The organism is Rhizobium leguminosarum bv. viciae, assembly GCF_012276115.1.
GTDB classification, from domain to species: domain Bacteria; phylum Pseudomonadota; class Alphaproteobacteria; order Rhizobiales; family Rhizobiaceae; genus Rhizobium; species Rhizobium leguminosarum_T.
Window position 1 is genome coordinate 215,481 of record NZ_WIEU01000006.1, and the last position, 22,899, is coordinate 238,379.

Annotated in this window: 20 protein-coding genes; 9 read left to right on the forward strand and 11 right to left on the reverse strand. The window is 61.9% G+C overall.

Annotation, left to right across the window (positions count from 1 at the left end; translation table 11 throughout):
• Window positions 1-56 precede the first annotated feature (56 nt).
• On the reverse strand, window positions 57-1,247 hold the full coding sequence (locus tag GFM02_RS14090) for an efflux RND transporter periplasmic adaptor subunit (protein WP_168321934.1): 1,191 nt from the start codon (window positions 1,245-1,247) through the stop codon (window positions 57-59).
• Between the two features lie 46 nt (window positions 1,248-1,293).
• Window positions 1,294-2,106: an alpha/beta hydrolase fold domain-containing protein gene (locus GFM02_RS14095; RefSeq protein WP_026265404.1), complete on the reverse strand. Its 813-nt coding sequence runs from the start codon at window positions 2,104-2,106 to the stop codon at window positions 1,294-1,296.
• 164 nt (window positions 2,107-2,270) lie between these two features.
• On the opposite strand from GFM02_RS14095, the gene GFM02_RS14100 reads away from it, so the two are divergent.
• A complete protein-coding gene (locus GFM02_RS14100; protein WP_168321935.1) occupies window positions 2,271-3,182 on the forward strand; it encodes a LysR family transcriptional regulator in 912 nt (303 codons plus the stop codon).
• 267 nt (window positions 3,183-3,449) lie between these two features.
• Here the strand turns inward: GFM02_RS14100 and GFM02_RS14105 are convergent, their stop codons facing one another.
• On the reverse strand, window positions 3,450-4,352 hold the full coding sequence (locus tag GFM02_RS14105) for an SDR family oxidoreductase (RefSeq protein ID WP_168321936.1): 903 nt from the start codon (window positions 4,350-4,352) through the stop codon (window positions 3,450-3,452).
• Between the two features lie 78 nt (window positions 4,353-4,430).
• Complete coding sequence (locus GFM02_RS14110) at window positions 4,431-5,171, reverse strand: SDR family oxidoreductase (RefSeq protein ID WP_168321937.1); 741 nt, start codon at window positions 5,169-5,171, stop codon at window positions 4,431-4,433.
• 119 nt (window positions 5,172-5,290) lie between these two features.
• Between GFM02_RS14110 and GFM02_RS14115 the strand changes: the two genes are divergently transcribed.
• From GFM02_RS14115 to GFM02_RS14125, 3 genes are read left to right on the forward strand one after another with little or no spacing between them, the layout of a single operon-like run.
• Window positions 5,291-6,199 (forward strand): LysR family transcriptional regulator, encoded by a 909-nt coding sequence (locus GFM02_RS14115; protein ID WP_168321938.1) that lies wholly within the window; start codon window positions 5,291-5,293, stop codon window positions 6,197-6,199.
• Window positions 6,200-6,253: 54 nt separating this feature from the next.
• The gene (locus GFM02_RS14120; RefSeq protein ID WP_168271791.1) at window positions 6,254-6,568 is read left to right on the forward strand and encodes a hypothetical protein; all 315 of its coding nucleotides are present in this window, start codon (window positions 6,254-6,256) and stop codon (window positions 6,566-6,568) included.
• Window positions 6,569-6,621: 53 nt separating this feature from the next.
• Window positions 6,622-7,239, forward strand: coding sequence for a DNA-3-methyladenine glycosylase (locus GFM02_RS14125; protein WP_168271790.1), 618 nt, complete (start codon window positions 6,622-6,624; stop codon window positions 7,237-7,239).
• Here the strand turns inward: GFM02_RS14125 and GFM02_RS14130 are convergent, their stop codons facing one another.
• Genes GFM02_RS14130 through GFM02_RS14140 form a run of 3 tightly spaced genes read right to left on the reverse strand, consistent with a single transcriptional unit; the run spans window position 7,240 to window position 10,460 of the window.
• A complete protein-coding gene (locus tag GFM02_RS14130) occupies window positions 7,240-8,781 on the reverse strand; it encodes a DHA2 family efflux MFS transporter permease subunit (RefSeq protein ID WP_168321939.1) in 1,542 nt (513 codons plus the stop codon). It abuts the gene before it with no gap.
• On the reverse strand, window positions 8,774-10,003 hold the full coding sequence (locus GFM02_RS14135; RefSeq protein ID WP_168321940.1) for an HlyD family secretion protein: 1,230 nt from the start codon (window positions 10,001-10,003) through the stop codon (window positions 8,774-8,776). Before GFM02_RS14135 ends, GFM02_RS14130 begins: the two co-directional genes overlap by 8 nt.
• Window positions 9,996-10,460: a MarR family winged helix-turn-helix transcriptional regulator gene (locus tag GFM02_RS14140; RefSeq protein WP_020051379.1), complete on the reverse strand. Its 465-nt coding sequence runs from the start codon at window positions 10,458-10,460 to the stop codon at window positions 9,996-9,998. Before GFM02_RS14140 ends, GFM02_RS14135 begins: the two co-directional genes overlap by 8 nt.
• 460 nt (window positions 10,461-10,920) lie before the next feature.
• Between GFM02_RS14140 and GFM02_RS14145 the strand changes: the two genes are divergently transcribed.
• Both GFM02_RS14145 and GFM02_RS14150 read left to right on the forward strand, forming a co-directional pair.
• On the forward strand, window positions 10,921-12,096 hold the full coding sequence (locus tag GFM02_RS14145) for an efflux RND transporter periplasmic adaptor subunit (RefSeq protein WP_168321941.1): 1,176 nt from the start codon (window positions 10,921-10,923) through the stop codon (window positions 12,094-12,096).
• Window positions 12,093-15,281 carry an efflux RND transporter permease subunit gene (locus GFM02_RS14150; protein ID WP_168321942.1) on the forward strand — a complete coding sequence of 1,063 codons (3,189 nt, stop codon included), beginning with the start codon at window positions 12,093-12,095 and terminating at the stop codon, window positions 15,279-15,281. Before GFM02_RS14145 ends, GFM02_RS14150 begins: the two co-directional genes overlap by 4 nt.
• 29 nt (window positions 15,282-15,310) lie before the next feature.
• Here GFM02_RS14150 and GFM02_RS14155 read toward each other — a convergent pair whose 3' ends face one another.
• Window positions 15,311-16,087: a metallophosphoesterase family protein gene (locus GFM02_RS14155; protein ID WP_020051383.1), complete on the reverse strand. Its 777-nt coding sequence runs from the start codon at window positions 16,085-16,087 to the stop codon at window positions 15,311-15,313.
• 157 nt (window positions 16,088-16,244) lie between these two features.
• Here GFM02_RS14155 and GFM02_RS14160 point away from each other — a divergent pair, with 157 nt between their 5' ends.
• On the forward strand, window positions 16,245-17,372 hold the full coding sequence (locus GFM02_RS14160; protein ID WP_168321943.1) for a monooxygenase: 1,128 nt from the start codon (window positions 16,245-16,247) through the stop codon (window positions 17,370-17,372).
• A gap of 1 nt (window position 17,373) precedes the next feature.
• Here the strand turns inward: GFM02_RS14160 and GFM02_RS14165 are convergent, their stop codons facing one another.
• Window positions 17,374-17,838, reverse strand: a complete 465-nt coding sequence (locus tag GFM02_RS14165; protein WP_026265406.1) for an RrF2 family transcriptional regulator — start codon at window positions 17,836-17,838, stop codon at window positions 17,374-17,376.
• 176 nt (window positions 17,839-18,014) lie between these two features.
• Entirely contained in the window at window positions 18,015-18,803 is a 789-nt protein-coding gene (locus tag GFM02_RS14170) for an SDR family NAD(P)-dependent oxidoreductase (RefSeq protein ID WP_168271783.1), read from the reverse strand.
• A 143-nt stretch (window positions 18,804-18,946) separates the two neighbouring features.
• Here GFM02_RS14170 and GFM02_RS14175 point away from each other — a divergent pair, with 143 nt between their 5' ends.
• The gene (locus tag GFM02_RS14175; protein WP_168321944.1) at window positions 18,947-19,717 is read left to right on the forward strand and encodes a TIM barrel protein; all 771 of its coding nucleotides are present in this window, start codon (window positions 18,947-18,949) and stop codon (window positions 19,715-19,717) included.
• Here GFM02_RS14175 and GFM02_RS14180 read toward each other — a convergent pair.
• Window positions 19,714-20,733, reverse strand: coding sequence for a LacI family DNA-binding transcriptional regulator (locus tag GFM02_RS14180; protein ID WP_131666157.1), 1,020 nt, complete (start codon window positions 20,731-20,733; stop codon window positions 19,714-19,716). The genes GFM02_RS14175 and GFM02_RS14180 overlap by 4 nt on opposite strands.
• A gap of 180 nt (window positions 20,734-20,913) precedes the next feature.
• On the opposite strand from GFM02_RS14180, the gene GFM02_RS14185 reads away from it, so the two are divergent.
• Complete coding sequence (locus GFM02_RS14185; protein ID WP_168321945.1) at window positions 20,914-22,839, forward strand: ABC transporter substrate-binding protein; 1,926 nt, start codon at window positions 20,914-20,916, stop codon at window positions 22,837-22,839.
• Window positions 22,840-22,899 lie beyond the last annotated feature (60 nt).

Here is a 22,899-nt window from a genome sequence, read left to right on the forward strand (position 1 = left end):
CGGCGGGTCATATCATTTCGAGTATTGGCCCTCCCCTCAGGGGAAGGCCAAAGTCTCTACTGCGCGGTCGCGACCTTCTCTTCCATCTGAGGCGCGACGACTGCGCCTGGACGGATGCGCTGCAGACCGTTGACCACGATCTTCTCGCCGACGTTCAGGCCGCCATCGACCACCCGCTGACCGTCAGCCACTGTGCCGAGCTGGACCTGCCGATAGGCGACCTTGTTTTCGCCATCGACGACGAAGACGAACTTCTTGTCCTGGTCCGTGCCGACGGCGCGGTCACTGATGACGATCTTGTTCTCGGCCTTCGGCTGGCCCATGCGCACCCGCACGAACTGGCCGGGGATGAGACGCCCGCCCGGATTATCGAAGACGGCGCGAACGCCGATCGTGCCGCTTGATGCATCGACCTCGTTGTCGATCAGTTGCAGCTTGCCCTTGATCGGCGTGCCGCTGTCGGTCAGCGTGCCGACCTCGACAGGGATCTGCTCGACGGCAGGCAGGGCGCTGTCCGTCTGCGGAAGCTGGGCAAGCGCCCGCGTCACCATCTCTTCGCTGGCATTGAAGCTCGCATAGATCGGATCGACCGAAACGAGCGTCGTCAGCGCCGGCGAGGCCGACCCGGCCGCAACAAGGTTACCGGCAGTCACCTCGATCTTGCCGATGCGGCCGGAAACCGGAGCCCGCACCTCAGTGTAATCGAGATCGAGCTGAGCCGACTGCAGTGCGGCCTGCGCCGAACGCAGCCCCGCCTGAGCCTCGGCCAGCGCGCTCTGGCGCTGATCGAGATCGCTCTGGGAGATGGTGCGGTTGTCGGAAAGCTTGCGGCCGCGATCGAGTTCGGTCTGCGCCAAGCTGACTTTGGCTTCGGCCGAAGCGACCTGGCCCTGCGCCTGCGCCACGCTCGCCTGGTAGGGAGCCGGATCGATGGTGAAGAGCAGGTCGCCCTGCTTGACCAGCGCCCCTTCGCGGAAGGCCACCGAAAGGATGGCGCCGGCGACGCGGGAACGCACCTGCACCCGGTCGACCGCTTCGAGACGGCCGGAGAAACTTTCCCAGGCCGTCACGTCGCGCGCCGCGACGACGGCAACCGTCACCGGCACAGCGGGAGCCTGCGCGGGGGCGGAAGCGGCCGTGGCGGTCGTGCTCATCGGCAATTCGAAAAACAACGCAGCGCCGGAAATGGACGCAATAAGGGCTATGCCGGCACCCATCAGGGCCCAGCGCTTACTTCTGGACGTCATCAGTACTCTCCTTGCGGCTCTAAGCCGCCGAAATATCAGGTCTTCTTCAATGCAATTGCGGTTGGACGCTTACCTCCCGAAGGAAGCTTCCGAAATGGCGGCTGACGTTTTCCTGCCAGTCGGGCGCTCCGTCGGATTTCCCACCATAAATCGAGGGCCAGCCCGTCCCGGCGGGAAGGACATGCTGGCGCACACCGACGCCGGCCTGTTTCAGGCGGACACCGTAACCAATCGTTTCGTCGTGCAGAGGATCATCCTCCGCGGTAAATATCAGCGCCGGCGCGACGCCTGAAATACGCGAACAGAGGCAAGGCGCCGCATAGGGGTGGCAACCGCCGCCGCTCAGATAGTGGCTCCACCCCTCCGTCCAGCGCTGGCGCATGCCGATGGCTTCCGCCTTGCGGATCGAGGACGTGCCCATGAAGGGATCGAGCAGCGGCGAAATCAGGACCTGACCGTCGAGCGCGTCCGGCATCTGGTCGCGTGCCTTCAGTGCGACGCCGGCAGCGACATTGCCGCCGGCCTCTTCGCCGGCGACGAAGAGCAACGACTTTCGGTCGCCAAGACCGGCGCGTTTGTTGGCGAGGTAGGTAAAAACTGAGAAGGAAACTTCCAGCGCCTTCGGAAATATGTTGCCGGACAGCGTGCTGTAGTCAGCGTCGACGACGATGGCGCCGGCCTTGGCGAGGCTCATTGCCACCGGCCGGTCGGCCGCCTTGTCGCTGTCGAGAAAAGCCCCGCCGTGCAGGTAAAGCACGATCGGCGGGCCCTTGCCATAATCGGCGCCCATGTAGATACGTGCGGAAACGGGGCCGATGGCCACCTTATCCAGCATCATATCTTTCCATTCCACCGACATGGTTCCGGTCTCTTTTGCGTCAGTCACAAGCCGACAACGGCTGCCGCTTGCATTTTGAATAAAAAAGATATTGTTATTCCAATCAAGGAATAAGAAGCTATATCGCGATAACACTGTTCCAGATCTCGAACAATGGTGCAACGCAAACTGCGGACTTGAAACCGATGGACCAGCTCTCGGCAATGCGCGTCTTCATCCGCGTCGTGGAGACGGGCAATTTCACCCGCGCCGCCGACATGCTCGCCATGCCCAAGGCGACGGTGACCAATCTCATCCAGGGCCTGGAAGCGCATCTGCGCACCAAGCTTTTGAATCGGACCACGCGCCGGGTCATGGTGACCACGGACGGCGCGCTTTATTACGAACGCGCCGCCCAGATCATTTCGGAACTGGAGGAGCTCGATGGCAGCCTCTCCAATTCGCAGAGCTTGCCGAGCGGACGGCTGCGTGTCGAGATGGCCGGCGCTTTCGCCGATTGGATCGTCGTTCCGGCACTTTGCGATTTCTATCAGCGTTACCCCGATATCCGTATCGATCTCGGTGTCGGCGACCGCACGGTCGATTATCTTGCAGAAAATGTCGATTGCGCGCTGCGGGCCGGCACGCCGACCGACCAGTCGCTGATTGCGCGGCGCGTCTCCGAAGTCGAGATGATCACCTGCGCTGCGCCGGACTACATCCAGAAATTCGGCATGCCCGAGCGGCCCGAGGATCTGGAGGCCGATCATTACACCGTCAACTATTTTCGCGCCCAGAACAACCGGACGCTGCCCTTCGAATTTCGCCGGCACAACGAGGTGATCGAGACCAGCCCGCGTTACATCGCCTCGGTCAACGATAGCCGCACCTATCTAACGGCGGCGCTGACCGGCCTCGGCATCGCGCAGGTGCCGATCTTCATGGCGCGCGAGCCGATGGCAAGGGGCGAACTCATTCGCGTGCTGCCGGATTGGCGCCGCGATCCGCTACCGCTCTACGTCGTCTATCCGCCGAACCGCCACCTCAGCAACAAGGTGCGCGTCTTCGTCGACTGGCTGGTGAAGCTTCTGGTCGAAGCGAAACTGAACGACGGTTGAGCGCCAGAACAACTACGGCCCGGGAAGGCAGGGGAAACCTTCGACGGGCCGCAATCCATAACTTTGAACATCAAGCCTGTCGCACCGTAGCAAGGGCGCGGCAGGCTCAGGAGGTTCGCAAAGAGAGCGGCAGGGAATTCCACTTTCTCGCGATAAAGCAGATATACGCACTCCCCATAGGATTGTAAGGAAAAATTCCGCAAGCACGTTCACATAATTGCGATGAGGGCTTGGCTCCCATGTTCCCGCGCGGGCGGCGGCCTGGTTTCAATTTCTGACAGCCGGCTTCAGCAGGTCCTCGAAGCCGATGCGGCGGAACAATTCCGCCCGGACCCGGTCGGCAACGCCGTTGACGATCTCCGCGCCGTCCTCGGACGGATCGATATGGACGCGGAACGGCCGGGTGCCAAACGGCTTGCCGACGACATCGACGATGGCCGCGGCAACCGCGCCGGCATCGGCGTCGGCAGGTTCGAGCGCTGCCAGGCCCTGCAGCGCCTGTTCCGGCACGCCCTTGTAGGGCCCTTCATTGTATTCGGCGGCGCGGGCCGTATCGGCGGGTGAGCCGGAATGGGCGAAATGGTTGGTACCCTTGGTGAAGGCGCCGGGCACGATGATCGAGGTCTCGATGCCCCAGCGGGTAAGCTCGCCGGCATAGGAGACGGCAAGTGAATCCATCGCCGCCTTGGCAGCGAAATAGGGCGAGAGGTAGGGAGGCGTGCCGCCGCGGCTGCTCGACGACGATACCCAGACCACCAGGCCCCTGCCCTGCTTGCGGAAATGCGGAAGTGCTGCTCGGTTCACGCGCTGGGTGGAGAGCACGTTGATGTCGAAAAGCTCGGCGAACTGTTCCGGCGTGAAGGCTTCGGCCGGGCCGAAGGACATATGGCCGGCATTGTGCACGATGACGTCAAGGCGGCCCGCATCGGCGATGATCCGGGCGACGCCGGCCTCCACTGAAGCGTCGGAAGCGACGTTGAGTTCGACCGAACGCAGATCGACATTGTTTTCCCTGGCGAATTCAGCAGCATCGGCGACGGCCGGAGCGTTGCGGCGTTTGGTGGCGCGCATGCCGGCATAGACGGTATGGCCGGCCTTTGCGAGGGCGCGGGCGGTAAGAGCGCCGAAACCGCTGGAAGCGCCTGTGATGACGATGACTTGCTTGCTCATGATCGTATTCCTTCCGATTGGGGTTGGTTGGCAAATGGAAAGCTCTGAACGAGCGCGGCCATAAAGCCGCCGGCTTCGTCAGATCACTCCGCCATTGGCGCGTAGCGTCTGGCCGTTGATCCAGCCGCCGTCCGGGCCGGCGAGGAAGGCAACCGCAGAAGCGATGTCTTCCGGTGTGCCGAGGCGCTCCAGCGGGTTCATCTTCGCCGTGCGGGCGATGAGTTCGTCCGACTTGCCGTTGAGGAAAAGCTCGGTGGCGACAGGACCGGGCGCGACGGCGTTGACGGTGATGTTGCGGCCGCGCATCTCCTTGGCCATGATCGCCGTCAGCGTTTCCACGGCTGCCTTGGTAGCGGCATAGACGCCGTAGGTTTCGAGCTTCAGGCCGACGACCGATGTCGAGAAGTTGACGACCCGGCCGCCGTCGCGCAGACGCTTGGCGGCTTCCCTGAGCGTATTGAAGGTACCCTTGAGATTGACGCCGATCTGGCGATCGAAATTGACGTCATCGGCCTCGGCAAGCGCAGAGAGCATCATGATGCCGGCATTGTTGACGAGCACATCGACGCCGCCGAAAGCGGTTTCCGCGGCATCGAACATGCGGCGGACGGCTTCGGTGTCGCTGACATCGGCTTTCGCCGTCAGCGCCTTGCCGCCGGCCTGCTCGATCTTCCTTGCCAGTTCCTCGGCCGGGGCGGCATTGCCGGAATAATTGATGACGACGGTGAAACCGTCCTTGGCGAGACGCTCGGCGACCGCTGCTCCGATGCCGCGGGACGAGCCGGTCACCAATGCGACCTTGTTTTCGTTGGAAGCCATTGTCCTTCTCCTTCATTCTGCGCCGCAGCGCGTTTTCGATGAGGAGAAGATGCGCCCTTTCCTTTTGCGGATAATCGGGCATTATTCCGCATCACTATCCGGGAATAACGAACAAACAGATGGACAGATTTGACGCCATGCGCGTGTTTTGCCGTGTCGTGGATCGCCGCAGCTTCACGCTTGCCGCCGAGGACACCGGCCTGCCACGCTCGACTGTCACCGATGCGGTAAAGGGGCTGGAAGCCCGTCTTGGCGTGCGCCTGCTCCAGCGCACGACGCGCCACGTCAGCCCGACGCTTGACGGCGAGGCCTATTACCAACGCTGCCTGTCGATCCTTGCCGATATTGAGGAAGCCGAAGGCGCTTTCGCCGGCGCCAAGCCGAAGGGCATGCTGCGCGTCGACGTGCACGGCACGCTCGCCCGCCATTTCGTGCTGCCGAGCCTGCCGTCCTTCCTGGAGACCTATCCGGAGATCGAATTCTACATGAGCGAGGGCGATCGGCTGGTCGATCTCGTGCGTGAGGGCATTGATTGCGTGCTGCGCGTCGGCACGCCTGGAGATAGCGACATGGTCGCCCGGCGCGTCGCCATGCTCGATGAGGTGACTGTCGCCTCTCCTGCCTACATCGCCCGCCACGGCCTGCCGCAGGATCCCGACCGGCTTGCCGGCCATCGCATGGTCGGCTTCCACTCCAGCGGCACCGGCAGCCTGCTGCCGCTCGAATTCACCGTCGACGGCACGGTGCGTGACATCACCATTCCCGCCATCGTCGCGGTCAACGCCGCCGAAAGCTATATTTCAGCGGCGAGGATGGGCCTCGGCATGATCCAGATCCCGCGCTATCACGCCGAAGAAGACCTTGCCGCGGGAACGCTGGTCCAGATACTGCAGGATTTTCCGCTGACCCCGACACCGGTTTCCCTGCTCTACCCCCGCAACCGCCAGCTTTCGCCACGCGTGCGCCTCTTCATCGACTGGCTAGTGAAGGTCTTCGCTCGACAAAATTCCGAAAACGCGCTTCACTAAAATGCATCTCACTAAAACGCGCATTGCTAATGTGATCGCCCTCGGAGAACGGCCATGGCACTCAGCGATATCACCGTATACCAGACGGAAGATGGCTTCGTCGTCGAATTCGGCGGCGAAGGCGAAGACAGCATTGCCGTGACGCTGCGGAGCACGCCTGAGCTGACGTCGGAAAATGCCGTCTTGCGGGCCAAGACCCTGCTTGCCGCCGCAATCGAACCTGCCCATAGCGACGGCGCACGCAGCAAGGATCCCGCTTTGCTCGAAGAAGAGCTGGAGGAGGGTCTGGAAGATACCTTCCCGGCAAGCGACCCGGTCTCGGTCACATCATCCTCGATCCCGATGCGCGATCCGAATGCCGGCCGCTGATGTCTCCGGCCGAAAAACATGAAGCGGTTTCGGGATGACGGCGAGCGCGCTGAATGTTATCTGCGTCGTCCATGACCGATGGTGGAACGATATCAGGGGCGATCGGCACCGGCACGCTCACCGGCGAAAGCCTCAGGACGTTTTTCGAGCGCGATGCGATCGCCGTCTCTCGCGACCTGCTCGGCTGCCATCTGACCGTGGACGGCGTCGGCGGACGCATCACCGAGACCGAAGCCTATTTTCCCGATGACGAGGCTTCGCACAGCTTCCGCGGCCCGACCAAGCGCAACGGCGCTATGTACGGCAAGCCGGGCAATGTCTATATTTACCGCATCTACGGCATGTACTGGTGCCTGAATTTCGTCTGCCATCCGGGCTCGGCTGCACTCATCCGCGCGCTGGAACCGGAAACGGGAATTTCTGCGATGATCGAACGGCGCGGCACCGATATGCTGACGTCGCTCTGCAGCGGTCCCGGCAAGCTCTGCCAGGCGCTCGGCATCGATATCGCGATCAATGACAGGCTGCTCGATCAACCGCCCTATGCGATCGCGCCGTCAGCACCCGTGCCGATCGTCTCGGGAAAACGCATCGGCATCACGAAAAATGCCGAAGCACCGTGGCGCTTCGGCATTCAGGGATCTCGGTATCTCAGCAAGCCGTTCCGCTGATCATTCCATGACGGCGCTGTGGTCGACGGCGGGTGCTGCCTTCGGCTTGCGCAGCAGCAGCACCAGCGGAATGACCGCAAGCGACATCAGCATCAGCAGCTTGAAATCGTCCATATAGGCGATGATCGTCGCTTGCAGCGTGATGATCTCGTTGAGCGAGGCGCGGCCGGCCGCCGTCACCGGGCTCAGCCCCTGCGCAGCCACCGCATTGAAGGCGTGGTTGAACGGCGTCACATAGGCCGCGATCGATTCATGATTGCTCTGCGTGTTCTCGACGATCAGCGCCGAGACGATCGAGATGCCGACCGCCGAGCCGATGTTTCGCGACAGGTTATAAAGACCGGTGCCGTCGCCGCGCATATGGGCGGGCAGCGTGGAAAAAGCGATTGTCGTCAGCGGCACGAACAGAAAGCCGAGGCCGGAGCCCTGGATGAAGCCGACCGAGACGATCGTCCATTGCGAGACGTCGGGTGTCCAGCCGGTCATGTCGTACATCGCCCATGCGGTGAGCCCCAAGCCGAGCGCCAGCAACGCGCGCGTATCGACCTTGCCGACCAGCCGCCCGACGATGAACATGCAGAGCATGGTGCCGAGCCCGCGCGGCCCCATGACGATGCCGGCGGTGATGACGGGATAGCCCATCAGCGTCTGCAGATAGGGCGTCATCAGCGCCAGTGAGGCGAGATAGGTAATGCCGACCACGAAGATGAAGATCATGCTGATCGAGAAATTCTGGTCGAGGAACAGCTTCGGGTTTACGAAGGATTTCTCGGCCGTCAGCGTATGCACGATCAGCAGATAGAAGGCTGAGGCACAGACCAACGCCTCGAGCATGATCTCACCGGAAGAGAACCAGTCGAGCTGCTCGCCGCGGTCGAGGAAGAGCTGCAGCGCGGCGATGCCGAGGCTCATCATCCCGAAGCCAAACCAGTCCAGTTTGGCGAGCAGATCCCTCTTGGTCTCGGTGACGAAGACGACGATGCCCATGAAGGCCAGCGCGCCGATCGGCACGTTGATATAAAACACCCAGCGCCAGCTGATATTGTCGGTCAGCCAGCCGCCGATGACAGGCCCAAGCACTGGCCCGACCATGACCGAGACGCCGAAAAGGGCCATGGCCGAGCCGCGCTCCTCGACCGTATAGATGTCGAGGAGGATGCCCTGGGAAAGCGGCACCAGCGACGCGCCGAACAGCCCCTGCAGCAGGCGGAAGGCGACGATCTGATTCAGCGATTGCGCCAGGCCGCAGAGAACGGAGGCCGCCACGAAGCCGGCAATGGCGACGAGCAGCACGCGTTTGCGGCCAAACTTGGCGGCAAGGAAGCCCGACGGCGGCGTCATGATTGCCGCCGCGACGATATAGGAGGTCAGCACCCAGTTGATCTGGTCGGCGGAGGCCGACACGCTGCCCTGGATATAGGGCAGCGCCACGTTGGCGATGGTCGTGTCCAGCGCCTGCATGATGACGGCGAGAATGACGCAGGCTGTGATCGCACCGCGATTGGCAATCGGCGTCGCCGGAGAAGCGGAAGCGTTACTCATGACCCTTGCCCTGAGGCCGGCCCAGAAGCTTGTTGACGAAATCAGGCAGGCCGCGCGCATGACCGGTCTCGACATCGACCACCGTGCTCATGCCGACGCGCAGCGGCGGCTTGCCGTCGGCGGCCTCGATGCTGACGCGCATCGGAATGCGCTGGACGACCTTCACCCAGTTGCCCGTGGTGTTCTGCGCCGGCAGCAGCGAGAAGCTGGAGCCGGAGGCCGGGCTGATGCTCTCGACCTTGCCCTTCCAAGTCACGCCGGGATAGGTGTCGACATAGATCTCGGCCGTCTGACCGGGCTTGACATAGGTAAGCTCGGTTTCCTTCGGGCTGGCGGCGATCCACAGATGGTCGGTGGCAACAAGCGAGAAGGCCTGTTGCGAAGCCTGCAGGTAGGAGCCGACCTGCAGCGCGTTGACATTGGTGACGATGCCGTCGAACGGCGCCTTGACGACACTGTGGTCGAGTTCGCGCTGGGCATTGTCGACCTGCGACTTGGCCTGCAGGTAGAGCGGGTTTTCCTCGGTCGGCTGGTCGGCATTGCCGCCGAGCTGGGCGAGTGTCGTTGCAGCTTCCGCCTTGGCGACGGCAACCTTCTGCTGCGCGGCTTCCAGATTGTGCTTGGCTTCGTCATAGGCCGACTGCGTCGCGCTGCCGTTGTTGACGAGGTTCTGCTGCCGGTCAAACTGATCCTGATAATAGGGCAGATCGGCTTGCGCCTGGGTGATCTCGGCAAGCGACTGCTGATAGCTGGCCTTGAGATTCATGATCTGGTTGCGCTGCGCGCCGAGCTGCGCCTTGGCGCCGTCAAGCGCGATCTTGAAAGAATCCGACTGCAGGCTGAAGAGCACCTGTCCCGCCTTGACCGCCTCGTTCTCATGCACATCGATCTGGTCGACGATACCCGAGACATCGGTGGTAAGCCCGACCATGTCGGCCTGGATATAGGCGTTGTCGGTCGACATCACCTGGCCGCCATTGACGTAATAATAACCGCCAACGGCGAGCGCCACCGGCAGCAGGGCAAACAGGATCGGCCGCGTGAGACTGCGCCGGCGGCGGACCTTGTTGCCGCCAGGCGCAGCCACGGCGGCAGCCGGCGCTGAATTGGATGAAGGCGCTTCGGCTACCGTTTCCTGCTGTTTCGTTTCGTTTTCTTCGACAGGGGTCTCGGTCTTGGCATTGGCGTCGGCAACGACGCGGAGGGGAGATTGATCAGCCATCGTTCGTCTCATTCTCGTCAACCGGGCTCCGGCATGCCTGAACCAGGTTCGTCTTCATTACGGATAGGATGTGGAAAAGCTGCTCGCGCTGCTCGGCCGGTACACCTTGCAGCGCTTCCGCGCGGGTGGTGTCGCCGAGCTCGCGCATTTCGGCAAGCAGCGGGTGCGCTTCGTCGCGCATATAAAGCATCCAGATACGCCGGTCGGTCGGGTGCTGGCGGCGCTCGATCAGCCCGCGCTCGGCGAGCTTGTCGAGAATGCGCACCAGCGTGATCGGCTCGACTTCGAGGATTTCGGCAAGGCCACCCTGATGGATACCTTCGTTATTCGAGAGATAGGCAAGCGTCTGCCATTGCGACCGGGTCAGCCCAAGGCACTTCGCGCGCTGCTCGAACCGCTTACGCAGCAGCCGTGCGACGTCGTGGAGAAGGAAACCGAGGGTCGGAGTGGCGTTCATGAAAACCTGTGACCGTTATTTATAAGCATCCTCATAATATCGGTAAATATATTGAGCATGTACACTGCACAAGAGCATAGACGACAGATTCAACGGCAGCGGCGAAAATGCCGCAGCCCAGCTCTGCCCCAATTCTGTGGTACTGGACCGAACTCACTGCCCTGCCGCCCGGCAGAGACGAGATCGTCGAGAGCTGATGCCCTCTGTGACGTTTTGATGGATTCCAGAACCGCAGCCAATTGGCATTTGCAATTTTTCGCCGCTGCCGTTTATATTCCAATTCCATAGGGTTACGATTTTTCTGATCGACATTGCCTGCCGGCCTTCCTTTTCCAAGGGACTGAACGCCGGAGAAATCACGGGGGCCAGAGGCCTTCGTTCAAAGCAGCGAGACATGAACAGCATCACTTCATCTTGAGGTTGGCGGCAGTGAATCGGCCGTCGAGATTGGAGGACCGGTATGACTTACGCGCTTCGACAGATGGTGGTGCTTGCCTGTATCGCCGCATTCATGCCCCTCCCCGCGCTGGCCCAAAACGCCCCGCCGCCGCCACCCGTCACCGTCGCCAAGCCGGTCGTTCGCGATGTCGTCGACAGCGACGAGTTCATCGGCCGGTTCGAGCCCGTCGACGAAGTCTCCGTTCGTTCGCGCGTCGGTGGTTACCTGGAGGAAATCCATTTCCAGGACGGTGCCTTGGTCAAGCAGGGCGATCTGCTCTTCGTCATCGACCAGAGGCCATTCGTAACCGCGCTCAATCAGGCAAAGGCGACGCTCGAATCGTCGCAATCCGCCCTGGTCTTTGCCGATGCGCAGTATAAGCGCGCGCAGTCGCTTGCTTCGAGCGGCAGTCAGTCGGCGCAGACGCTGGAAGATCGCCGCCGCGAATTCAATTCGGCCGAGGCCAATGTCCGCGGCGCGCAGGCCGCAGCCGATCGCGCGTCTCTCGACATGGAGTATACCGAGATCAAGGCGCCGCTCAGCGGCCGCATCGACCGCCGGCTGATCTCGGCCGGCAACCTCGTGCAGACCGACCAGACAGTGCTGACGACAATCGTTTCGCTCGACCCGATCGATTTCTATTTCGACGTCGATGAGCGCCGCCTGCTGAATTTCGCCGACACCGCGCGCAAACTGGGCAAGGATCTCCAGCAGGGTGGCGGCGGCCTGGATGTATCCGTCACAATCTCGGATCCCACCGCCAAGCCATTCAAGGGGAAGCTCGATTTCGCCGAGAACCGGGTCGACAATGAGAGTGGCACCATTCGTCTGCGTGCCCGCTTCCCCAACCCCGATCTCGTCCTTCAGCCCGGCCTCTTCGGTCGCATACAGGTCGAAGCCTCCAACACCTACCAGGCCATTCTCGTCCCCGACGAGGCAATAGGCTCGGACCAGAATGAGCGCGTCGTCTATGTCGTCGCCGAAGACGGCACGGTGTCGACCAAGCCCGTCAGGCCCGGACCGCGTCTCTACGGCTACCGCGTCATACGCGAGGGCCTCGACGGCACCGAGACGATCATCGTCAACGGCCTGATGCGCGCCCGGCCGGGGGCAAAGATCACGCCTCAGATGACCGAACTGCCGCCGGAGCGGCAGGACACAGCGCCCGAAACCGCCGGCGCGGAGAACGGACAATGAGATTTGCTCATTTTTTCGTAGACCGGCCGATCTTTGCGGCGGTCATCTCGATCCTTTTTCTCGTCGTCGGCGGCATTGCCTATACGCAATTGCCGGTATCGCAGTATCCCGAGATAGCGCCGCCGACCATCGTCGTGCGCACCTCTTATCCGGGTGCCGACCCGCAGACGATCGCCGATACCGTTTCGACGCCGCTCGAACAACAGATCAATGGCGTCGAAGACATGCTTTACATGTCGTCCTACTCCAGCGCCGACGGCGCCATGTCGCTGACGATCACCTTCAAGCTCGGCACCGATCTCGACAAGGTGCAGGTGCTTGTCCAGAACCGCGTGTCCATCGCCCTTCCCCGTCTTCCCGAGGAAGTCCAGCGGCTTGGCGTCACCACCGACAAAAGCTCGCCCGATCTGATGATGGTGGTGCACCTGCTGTCGCCGTCGCACCGCTATGACCAGCTTTACGTCTCGAATTACGCCCGCAACCGCATCCGCGACGTTCTCGTCCGCCTTGACGGCGTCGGCGACGTGCAGCTCTTCGGCGAGCGCCAGTATTCGATGCGAATCTGGCTGGACCCGGAAAAGCTTTCCGCCTACGGGATGACATCCGATGACGTCGTCGCCGCGCTGAGAGATCAGAACGTCCAGGTGTCGGGCGGCAAGATCGGCGCCCCACCCGTGACCGGCAAGAATGCGTTCGAATATACGGTGCGAACGGACGGGCGCTTCTCCGACGTGCGCGAGTTCCGATATGTCATCGTGAAATCGACTGGCAGCGGCCGGCTCGTGCAGTTGCAGGACGTCGCCCGTATCGAACTCGGCGCGCAGGATTACGTCACCAACAGCTATCTCAACAACAATCCCGCGGTTGCTCTCGGCATCTTCGCCCGGCCGGGAACCAACGCCCTGGACACCGCCCAGCAGGTCCAGACGATCATGAAGGACCTTTCGCAGAATTTTCCTCAAGGGTTGGAATATCGCATCGTCTACGATACGACCGAATTCATCTCGGATTCGATCACCGAGGTCTATCGAACCATCGCCGAAGCGGCCATCCTGGTGGCAATCGTCGTTCTCGTCTTCCTGCAATCCTGGCGAACCGCGATCATTCCGATCATTGCCATCCCGGTATCGCTGATCGGAACCTTCGCCGTCCTGCTGGCCTTCGGCTTCTCGCTCAACATGCTCACCCTGTTCGGCCTCGTGCTGGCAATCGGTATCGTCGTCGACGACGCGATCGTGGTGGTGGAAAACGTCGAGCGCAATCTGGCGCGCGGGATGACGCCGAAGCAGGCGTCCCATGTCACGATGGACGAAGTCGGAACCGCCGTCGTCGCCATCTCGCTGGTGCTGATCGCGGTATTCGTGCCGACGGCCTTCATTCCAGGCATCTCTGGCCAGTTCTACAGGCAGTTCGCGGTCACGATCGCTGTCACCACTGCAATTTCCGCATTGAATTCGCTGACACTGTCGCCCGCGCTCGCAGGCATATTGCTGAAAGCCCATGACCATGAAACCAAGCGCACGAATGTCGCATCACGCCTGGGAAGAGGGCTTGCGGACGGCTTCAACCATGGATTCGATCGGCTGAGTTCCGGCTATTCATGGACCGTTCGGCATCTGGTCAGCAGCTGGGTAGGATTGACCGCCGCGATGGTCACCTTCGTCTGCCTGCTCGGCGCGACCTGGTACATGGGCACGCGGGTTCCCGCGGGCTTTATCCCGACCATGGACCAGGGTTACGCGATCATCGTCATACAGCTGCCTGATGGAGCCTCGCTTGCGCGTACCGACGCCGTCGTCAAAGAGGTGGGCGAAATCGCCCGCACCGTGCCCGGCGTCGGCAACGCCGTGCAATTTGCCGGCTTCAGCGGAGCGACATTCACCAATGCCTCGAATGCCGGCGTCGTCTTCGTCCCGTTCAAATCCTTTGCCGAACGTGAAGAAGGCGGCGAGAACGCCAACAAGATTATCGGCGAGCTTTTCGGCAAACTGCAAAGCATCCAGGAAGCCTTCATCATTGCCATCCCGCCGCCATCCGTGCGTGGCGTCGGCAATTCCGGCGGCTTCAAGATGCAGATTTCCGATCTCGAAAACGCCGATATGACGCGCGCGCTCGGCCTCGCCCGGCAGATGATGGGTGCAGCCGCAACGACCGAGGGTTTGACGGGCGTCTTTACGACGTTCTCCGATGCCAGCCCGCAATACTTCCTGGCGATCGACCGCGACAAGGCGCGCTTCCTGAATGTGCCGATTCCCAATATCTTCAACGCCCTTTCCATCAATCTCGGCGTCGCCTACGTCAACGATTTCAATGCTTTCGGCCGCGTCTACCAGGTTCGCGCCCAGGCCGACCGGCAATATCGCATGGACCGGGAAGACATCCTTGCGCTGAAAGTCCGCTCGGCGACCGGCGCGCTAGTTCCGCTTGGAACCTTGATGGACATCCAGGATGCCAGCGGCCCGGCGCTTGTCCAGCGCTACAACATGTACGTCTCAGTGCCGCTTCAGGGCAATCCGACGCCGGGCACGTCGACGGGCGATGCCATCGCCAAGATGGAAGCGCTGGCGGCGAAGATCCTGCCGCAAGGGACGACCTTCGAATGGACGGAACTCGCCTATCAGGAGACCCACACCGGCAACACCGCCATCTACATCTTCGCCCTGTCCGTCGTCTTCGTTTTCCTGGCGCTGGCGGCACAATATGAAAGCTGGGTTCTGCCGCTCGCGATCATTCTCATCGTCCCGCTTGCGGTGCTCGCGGCGCTGATCGGAGTCTCCCTGAGGGGAATGGACAACAATGTGCTGACGCAGATCGGCCTGATCGTCCTGATCGGCCTTGCGGCCAAGAACGCCATTCTGATCGTCGAGTTCGCCAGGCAAGCGGAAGAGGAGGGCAAGTCGCCGGTGGAGGCGGCGATCGAGGCCAGCCATCTTCGCTTGCGCCCGATCCTGATGACCGCGTTCGCCTTCATCTTCGGTGTTCTGCCGCTTGCCATCGCCACCGGCCCCGGTGCCGAAATGCGCCAGTCGCTCGGGACCGCCGTCTTCTCGGGCATGCTCGGCGTGACGATCTTCGGCCTGTTCCTGACGCCGGTCTTCTACGTCGTGCTGCGCGGCTGGGGCCGTAAACGGCCGGCCACTGTAGAACCAGCGAAGACGGAGCCGGTCGACGAAGGGGTCGTCTGAGACGATCCCACCGGCTGAGGAAACGGAAGTCAGGTCGAAAACAGATGCACTCGGCCTTGCCACAAGCGGGCGACGGTGAGTTTGCCGCTGCGATAGGCGCGCGTATCGATGTTGAGCCGCCTCGGCCGTATGTCGGGTTCATCATTCGGCGTATGACCGTGAACGACGAGTTTGGGCAACGGCACCCGGCTTTCGAGAAACCGCTGGCGGATGAGGACCAGATCCTCGTCCGTCTGCTTGCCGAGCGGCAACTTCGGATTGATGCCGGCATGCACGAAAATCACGCTAGGCGTCTCCAGCATGACCGGCATCGCCCGCATGAAATCGATATGCGTCCGCGGCAACGAATGACGAATGAAGGCATCGAGCTTCGCGCCGGAGGGGAAGATCAGTGGCAGATGCTCCGGATCGAGGCCATAGGATTTGAGCAGCTCCGCCGACCCCATCTGCATCCAATCATCATAGGAGGCCCAGCCGTCGATATAGTCGAGCATGGCGATTTCGTGATTGCCGGCAAGGCAGATGCGATCGAATCCGTCCGGCGGCGGCTCCATCAGATGGGCAATGACCTGTGCCGATTCCGGGCCGCGGTCGATATAGTCGCCGAGCGTGACGATCAGCTTTCGCCCGGGCAGCCGCGCGCCGTCACGCAGGATCGCCTCCTCGGCTTTCACAAGCAGGTCGTACCGGCCGTGAATATCGCCGATCGCATAGGTTGGGATAGCGGCAATATCCAGCGTCAGACGCGGTCTCGGCTGGCGTGCCATTTTCGAAACCTCGCTGTTGCGAGCACGAGAGTCGCTCATCATATTTCTCAAGGAAGCCCCACACCCTAAGTAGAGTAAAGGACAAGGCAATCAAGCTGGTAAGAAAATCCAAACCATTCGGGTTTTGTAGAAAAACCGGCCTTATCATTCGAGGGGCAATCCCTCACTCCTGTATCCGTCGAGAAAAGAGTGACCGATGGGAACGGTATCGCAGTTTCATCAGAGCCTCAGGCCTCCCGCGCATCGCATCGAAAGCGAAGAGGAGGCGATATCCACGGCCCGCGACCTCGCCGCCGCATTCCGGCATCAGGCGAGCGAGCGTGATATCAACCGCATCCTGCCCTTTGCCGAGCTTGATGCGCTGTCTGTATCGGGGCTGACGGCAATCACTGTTCCGCCAGACCATGAAGGGCTCGACGTGTCGAACGCCCTGCTCGCCGAAATCGTTGCGATCATCGCCGAGGGCGATGCCTCGATCGGCGAGGCGCTGGAAAGTCATTTTTCTGCGCTGGAAACGCTCCGCATTCAAGCTTCCGAGGATTTGAAGGCATCGCTGTTTGCCCGTGTGCTGCTCGGCGACCGCTTCGCGGGCGCCGCCTTCACCGACGGCACCGAACTGACTGCCGAAGGTCCAGGCTACCGCCTGAGCGGGCGCACGTGGCAGGCGCCCGGTATTCTATTCGCCGACTGGATCGCCGCTGCCGCCACCGCTCCTCCCAGCCGCCCGGTGACGCTCTACCTCGCACGCGGTGAAGAAGGCGTGCAGGTGGTCGATGATTGGGACGGCTTCGGCCAGCGCACCAATGGATCGGCGACGGCGATCGTCGGAACGCTTCATGTCAATGCCGATGCGATTGCGCCTGCTCCCTCCTCCGGACATTCGACCGGCATCTCGCTCGGCCTGCTGCTCAAGGCGGGCGTCAGCCTGGGCATCGCCCGGGCCGCATGGAGCGACCTGATGACCGCAATTGGCGATCGTAGCACGACCGTCCTTCCCCAGATCGGCGAACGCGCCATTCGCATCGAAATGGCGGCGGCAGCCTTGGAACGGGCTGGCCGCAAACTCGACATTGCCCAGGTCAATCCTGTTGAGGCCGCGATGGCGGACGCGCATTTCTCCGCCTCGGCGGCCGTAATCCTTGCCGGGGAAACGGCGCTCGACACCGCAAATGCGCTGTTCGAACTTGCAGGGGAAACATCGGCGGGCATCGGCCTCAATCTCGACCGCCATTGGCGCAATGCCCGCATTCACGCGCTATCGCTGGCGCGGGATAAGTTGCTGCACACCGCAGGCGAATATATGTCAGAGCCTGGGAGGACCTAATTCAACTGGCGGCGGAGATCGGGAATTCTTCCCTCGCGCCGTCGATGCGGCCCCCGTCGGCGACGAACTGCTCGAGGGTCATATTGTCGAGAATGGCAGCGATCGCGTCCCGAACCTCGGTCATCGAGCGCCGCACCTGACAGGTTTCCGGATCGGCACAGTCGTCGCAGGCCTCGTAAGCCGTACGGCTGGCGCAGCGGATCGGCGCTAAGGGCCCGTCGAGCGTGCGGATGACATGGCCGATGCGGATTTCGGTTGCCGGCCGCGACAGGGAGTAGCCGCCGCCCGGTCCCTTCTTCGAGCGCAGGATGCCGACATTGCGCAGTTCGAGCAGGATCGTGTCGAGAAACTTCTTCGGGATATTGTTGCGGGCCGCGATGTCGTTGATGAAGGCGGTCTCACCCGGCGCCAGCCGCGCCAGGTCGACCAGCGCCTTCAGCCCGTATTTTCCCTTTTTCGTCAGCATCGTCGTCGCCTTGTAGAAATTGTAGTATTTATCCTGCCAATAGCAGGCAAATAGCGTCAAAAGCGTGAACATACAACAAAATAGCTATTATTTATAGCTTGTATCGGCAACGGCCACAGGCTCGCGCGGCAGCCTTGAGAAGCACCGGCCGCCGCGCGCCTCGTCAGCCGCCTCGATTAAATCGTCTTCAGCATGCCGCCATCGACGAAATAGGTCGAGCCGATGCAATAGCTCGCACGTTCCGAACTCAGGAAGACGAAGACGTTAGCCAGCTCCTCGGGCGTGCCGAAGCGTTTGGAGGCGGCGTGCTCGTTGGCGACGCTCTGCAGATAGCCTTCCCAGTTGCCGCCGCTTTCCGCCGTCAATTGCTTGGCGGTCTTGATCCAGTCGGGCGTCAGGATCAGACCGGCATTGACGCAGTTGACGCGGATATTGTCCTTGATGAGCTCGGTCGAAAGCGTCTTCGAAAACATCATCAGCGCCGACTTGCTGACATTGTAGATCGGCTCGTACCAGAGCGGCTGGACGGCGCAGATCGATGCATTGTGCAGTATCACCCCGCCGCCGCGTTCCTTCATCTGCGGCGCGATGCCGCGCGCCAGCCGCACGGCCGCCATCACATGCAGGTCCCAATAGTCCTGCCACTTCTCGTCGGGCGCCTCCATCACCGTCTCGTTCGATCCGGTGCCGGCATTGTTGATGAGGATATCGGCGCCACCTTTTGCGGCCGCCGCCGCGATGATCGCCTCGGTTCCCGCAACTGTCGCCACATCGGCCGCTACAGCGGCGGCGCTGACGCCGTACTTCTCGGCGATACGGGCGGCTTCCGCCTCGAGCCGTTCGCCGCCACGGGCTGCCAGCACGAGGTCGGCGCCCTCAGCCGCCAGCCCCTCGGCGATCGCCAGCCCGATGCCGACCGACGCACCTGTTATGACGGCAGTCTTTCCCTTCAATCCGAGATCCATGTCTTCCTCCGCAAACGGCCGGAGATCCCGGCCTGATGTGCTGAGTGTTCCGCCAATGAACACCGGGCGTCAAGCGCCTGCACTCCTCTTGCGGCAGGCGCCGATCTGTCGCATGCCTGCATCAACAGATGGGAGGAGTTTTCATGCGACGTTATTCAGCCTGCATAGAGTGGCTGTTTGCCGAAGAGGGCGACAGCTTTGCCGATCGCATCCGCCGCGCCCATGCGGCCGGCCTGACGGCGATCGAATTCTGGCGCTGGACCGACAAGGATCTGGATGCGATCGAGGCGGCGCTGAAGGAAACCAGCCTTGCCGTCTCCAGCCTCGTCGCCGAACCGATGATCGCGCTGACCGACACTGCCAACCGGCAGGCCTGGCTGAAAGGCCTTGCCGAATCCGTCGCTGTCGCCAAGCGTCTCGGCGCGCCGGTGTTGATTGCCCAGGCGGGCGACGATCTCCCGGGCTTGAGCCGCGAAGAACAGCGCAGGGCACTCACCGAAACGCTGAGAGCCGGCGCCGATATCCTCAAAGGCAGCGGTGTCCGTCTCGGCGTCGAGCCGCTCAATATCCGCATCGACCATGTCGGCTATTTCCTCGACTCGACCCGGGAAGGCCTCGACATCATCGATGACGTCGCCCACCCCGAGATCGGCATCGTTTACGACATCTACCATTCCGCCGTGATGGACGAGCGCACCGAGGAGGTGCTGAACGGCCGTCTCGACCGTATCATCCACGTCCATGTCGCCGATCACCCTGGCCGCAACGAACCGGGCTCCGGCAATATTGACCTTGCCCGACGCCTCGACTGGATCTTCGCCAACGGTTACGACGGCGCCGTCGGTCTGGAATACCGGCCGACCAGGCCCGGCGCGGACGCAGTCAAGGCTGCGATTGTTTCGCTCGGCGGTTAAACCTCGGCGGCATCGACGCTCGCCGCCGCCTTGCAGGGTCCGGCCGAGCGGCGCTCGATAATGCGCGAGGCAATCATGATACGCCGCGCCGGCATGCCCGGCAGGCGTGGATTCTCGATGCGCTCGAGCAAAAGCCGCAGCCCGACCGCCCCGCATTCCTGCCCCTCCATCCTCACCGTCGTCAGCGCCGGCGAGATCTGCGTTGCCGGCGAGTAGTCGCCGAAGCCGACGACCGAAATATCGTCGGGAATGCGATATCCTTGACCGAGCAGCTCGGAAACCACGGTCAGTGCCAGCCCGTCATGGGCGCAGAAAAAAGCCGTCGGCCGGATGCCTTTTTCCACGAGCGCTCGGAAGGCCGCGCTGAAGCCATTCTCTTCGTCGAACTGCATAACATGAAGCGCAACGTCAGGATAACGCTCGGCGATTTCGCGGGCACCGTAGTGCCGCTCTTGGCGCCCCCGCAGGCCTGGCATGCCATAGACGTAAACAATGGACCGATGGCCGAGCCCTACCAGATACTCCACCACCGCCTGCCCTGCCTCATGGTCGGTGCCGCCGACATGGTCGATCTGTTCGAGCGCATCGACCCAGCCGAAACGCACGATCGGAACGCCGGTGGCACTTACCGCCGCCACGGCCTCACGAGCATGCGGACCGACGAGCATCAGCCCGTCGCAAGTGCGCGCCAGCTCCTCCAACTGGCCGGAATCATGGGTCCAGCGTACGCGCAGCGTCATGCCAAGCCGGTGAGCCTCGCGCTGCACACCGTTCTGCACCTGCATATAGAGCTCACTGTTGACGGCATCGAGATCGTGAAAGACAACCGCGACCTCGCCGGTGGAGCCCTGCCCGGCGGGCTTGGTATAGCCGAGGCGCTGCGCAGTCTCGCGGATCAGCGCGCGCGTTTCCTCGCTGACGCCGCTCTTGCCGGCAAGCGAGCGCGAGACCGCATATTTCGACAGGCCGACCTCCCGCGCGATCGTCTGCAATGTAACCCGGCCCCTGCTTCCCACGTGGCACCTCAGCGTTCGATTGATGCGCGCTGGCTATAGCAATCGCGCCGGTAAAGCAAATTTATACACTAACGTAAACATAACGCTTTACCTAACAATATCCAAATGTAATCTTTTCCCCATCCAAACCCCACAGCAAAAATAATGATAAGGGCACGGATTTTTTGGAGGAGATCCCCTATGATCAAGCTGAAACGACGTGCGTTTCTGGCCGGGACATCGGCCGCCCTGATATTGCCGGCCTTGCCGGTTTTCGCCGCTGACTTCAAGGAAGCGGATATCCTGAAAACGAAGGTGTCAAGCGGCGCCCTGCCAGGGCTGAAAGAGCGGCTTCCTGAAAATCCACTCGTCGTCAAACCGGTCGAAAGCGTTGGCAAATACGGCGGCGACTGGAACATGGCGCTGGTCGGCGGCGGGTCGCTGTCGATGCTGTTCCGCTACCAGGCCTACGAGCCGCTGTTGCGCTATACGCCCGACTGGTCTGGCGTGACGCTGAATGTCGCCGAGTCCTTCGAGGGCGACGCCGACTCCAAGGTCTATACGATCCGCCTGCGCAAGGGCATGAAATGGTCGGACGGCCATCCCTACACTACCGCCGACATCAAGTTCTGGTACGACACCGTTTTCACCGACAAGCGCGTCGCCTTTGTCGGTCAGGATCACTGGAAGTCCGGCGGCAAGCCGGCCAAGCTGGAGATCGTCGACGAACAGACCTTCAAGGTCACCTTCGACAAGCCGAACGGCCTGTTCCCGCTGCAGGTCGCCTGGGCAAACAACGACCAGACGACGCGCACGCCGAAACATTATCTCGAGCAGTTCCACATCGACTTCAATCCGAAGGCCGATGAACTCGCCAAGCAACGCGGCTTCGAAAGCTGGATCGCCTCCTTCCAGGCGGCCGCCGGTTTCCAGGACGACAACGCCTTCTTCCTGAACTCCTCGAAGAAGCCCTGCGTGCATGCCTGGATGTTCACGATAGCACCCGGCGAAAACACCGAACGCGCCGTTGCCGAACGCAATCCCTACTATTGGAAGGTCGACACCGAGGGCAACCAGCTGCCCTATATGGACCGTATCGTCTACCAGATGGTCGCCGACCCGCAGGTTCTGCTGCTGAAGGCCATGCAGGGCGAAGTCGACCTGATGGACCAGTATATCGCCACGCCGAACAACAAGTCGGTTCTCTACGATGCGCGTGAGCAGGGCGGCTATGATTTCTACACGCTGACTTCGACCGAAGCCAATGTGATGAATTTCATCTTCAACCTGAACCACAATGACGAGACCAAGCGGAAGCTCTTCCGGAACAAGGATTTCCGTGCGGCACTCTCGACAGCACTCGACCGGCAGTCGCTGATCGATGCGGTGCTCGTCGGCCAGGGGGCGCCTGCCCAGGCATCGGTCAAGAAGGAGGACCCGCTCTACAATGAGCAGCTCGCCACGCAGTTCACGGCCTATGACGTCGACAAGGCGAATGCCATGCTCGACCAGCTCGTGCCGAAGCGCGACGACCAGAACTTCCGCCTCGACGAAAAAGGCCGCCGCCTGACGATCATCTTCGAGATCGACCAGGCGCGCGCCGTCTTCCTCGATCTCTTCCAGCTGGTGATCCCGATGTTCCAGGCGGTCGGCATCGATGCGCAGATGCGCTCGATGGACCGTTCGCTCTGGGAGACGCGCGTTCGCCAGGGCCGCGATTTCGACGCGACCGCCCACCAGTTCGGCGCAAATGGCGGCGTCGCCGCCATGCTCGACCCGCGTTATTACGTGCCGACCGATGCCAACGCCATGTATGCCCCGGCCTGGCAACTCTGGTATCGCGACCGCGCCAATGCCAATGCCGAGGAACCACCGGAAAGCACGAAGAGCCAGCTTGCGCTCTACGACAAGCTGAAGGCGACCTCCGACGCGTCAGGCCAGCGCGATGTCATGAAGCAGATCCTTCAAGGCGCCGCCGACAATTTCTATGTCTTCGGCATCTCGCTGCCGCCTGACGGCTACGGCATCGTCAAGAACAACATGAAGAACATCACGAAGATCATGCCGAACTCTTTCGGCTGGCCGACGCCCGCCCCGACCATGCCGGAACAGTTCTATAAGGCCTGATGACCCATTCCCCATGATGCATGCCAGGCGCCGGCCCCTGCCGGTTGGCGCCGAGGCCCT

Excerpts from the sequence above, each read along its gene's own strand:
- GFM02_RS14140 (WP_020051379.1), bottom strand. The coding sequence starts at position 10,460 with ATGAACGCCACTCCGACCCTCGGTTTCCTTCTCCACGACGTCGCACGG.
- GFM02_RS14170 (WP_168271783.1), bottom strand. The coding sequence starts at position 18,803 with ATGGATCTCGGATTGAAGGGAAAGACTGCCGTCATAACAGGTGCGTCG.
- GFM02_RS14165 (WP_026265406.1), bottom strand. The coding sequence starts at position 17,838 with ATGCTGACGAAAAAGGGAAAATACGGGCTGAAGGCGCTGGTCGACCTG.
- GFM02_RS14125 (WP_168271790.1), top strand. The coding sequence starts at position 6,622 with ATGTTATCTGCGTCGTCCATGACCGATGGTGGAACGATATCAGGGGCG.
- GFM02_RS14135 (WP_168321940.1), bottom strand. The coding sequence starts at position 10,003 with ATGGCTGATCAATCTCCCCTCCGCGTCGTTGCCGACGCCAATGCCAAG.
- GFM02_RS14095 (WP_026265404.1), bottom strand. The coding sequence starts at position 2,106 with ATGTCGGTGGAATGGAAAGATATGATGCTGGATAAGGTGGCCATCGGC.
- GFM02_RS14155 (WP_020051383.1), bottom strand. The coding sequence starts at position 16,087 with ATGAGCGACTCTCGTGCTCGCAACAGCGAGGTTTCGAAAATGGCACGC.
- GFM02_RS14145 (WP_168321941.1), top strand. The coding sequence starts at position 10,921 with ATGACTTACGCGCTTCGACAGATGGTGGTGCTTGCCTGTATCGCCGCA.
- GFM02_RS14110 (WP_168321937.1), bottom strand. The coding sequence starts at position 5,171 with ATGGCTTCCAACGAAAACAAGGTCGCATTGGTGACCGGCTCGTCCCGC.
- GFM02_RS14100 (WP_168321935.1), top strand. The coding sequence starts at position 2,271 with ATGGACCAGCTCTCGGCAATGCGCGTCTTCATCCGCGTCGTGGAGACG.
- GFM02_RS14175 (WP_168321944.1), top strand. The coding sequence starts at position 18,947 with ATGCGACGTTATTCAGCCTGCATAGAGTGGCTGTTTGCCGAAGAGGGC.
- GFM02_RS14160 (WP_168321943.1), top strand. The coding sequence starts at position 16,245 with ATGGGAACGGTATCGCAGTTTCATCAGAGCCTCAGGCCTCCCGCGCAT.
- GFM02_RS14105 (WP_168321936.1), bottom strand. The coding sequence starts at position 4,352 with ATGAGCAAGCAAGTCATCGTCATCACAGGCGCTTCCAGCGGTTTCGGC.
- GFM02_RS14090 (WP_168321934.1), bottom strand. The coding sequence starts at position 1,247 with ATGACGTCCAGAAGTAAGCGCTGGGCCCTGATGGGTGCCGGCATAGCC.
- GFM02_RS14115 (WP_168321938.1), top strand. The coding sequence starts at position 5,291 with ATGGACAGATTTGACGCCATGCGCGTGTTTTGCCGTGTCGTGGATCGC.
- GFM02_RS14130 (WP_168321939.1), bottom strand. The coding sequence starts at position 8,781 with ATGAGTAACGCTTCCGCTTCTCCGGCGACGCCGATTGCCAATCGCGGT.
- GFM02_RS14150 (WP_168321942.1), top strand. The coding sequence starts at position 12,093 with ATGAGATTTGCTCATTTTTTCGTAGACCGGCCGATCTTTGCGGCGGTC.
- GFM02_RS14185 (WP_168321945.1), top strand. The coding sequence starts at position 20,914 with ATGATCAAGCTGAAACGACGTGCGTTTCTGGCCGGGACATCGGCCGCC.
- GFM02_RS14120 (WP_168271791.1), top strand. The coding sequence starts at position 6,254 with ATGGCACTCAGCGATATCACCGTATACCAGACGGAAGATGGCTTCGTC.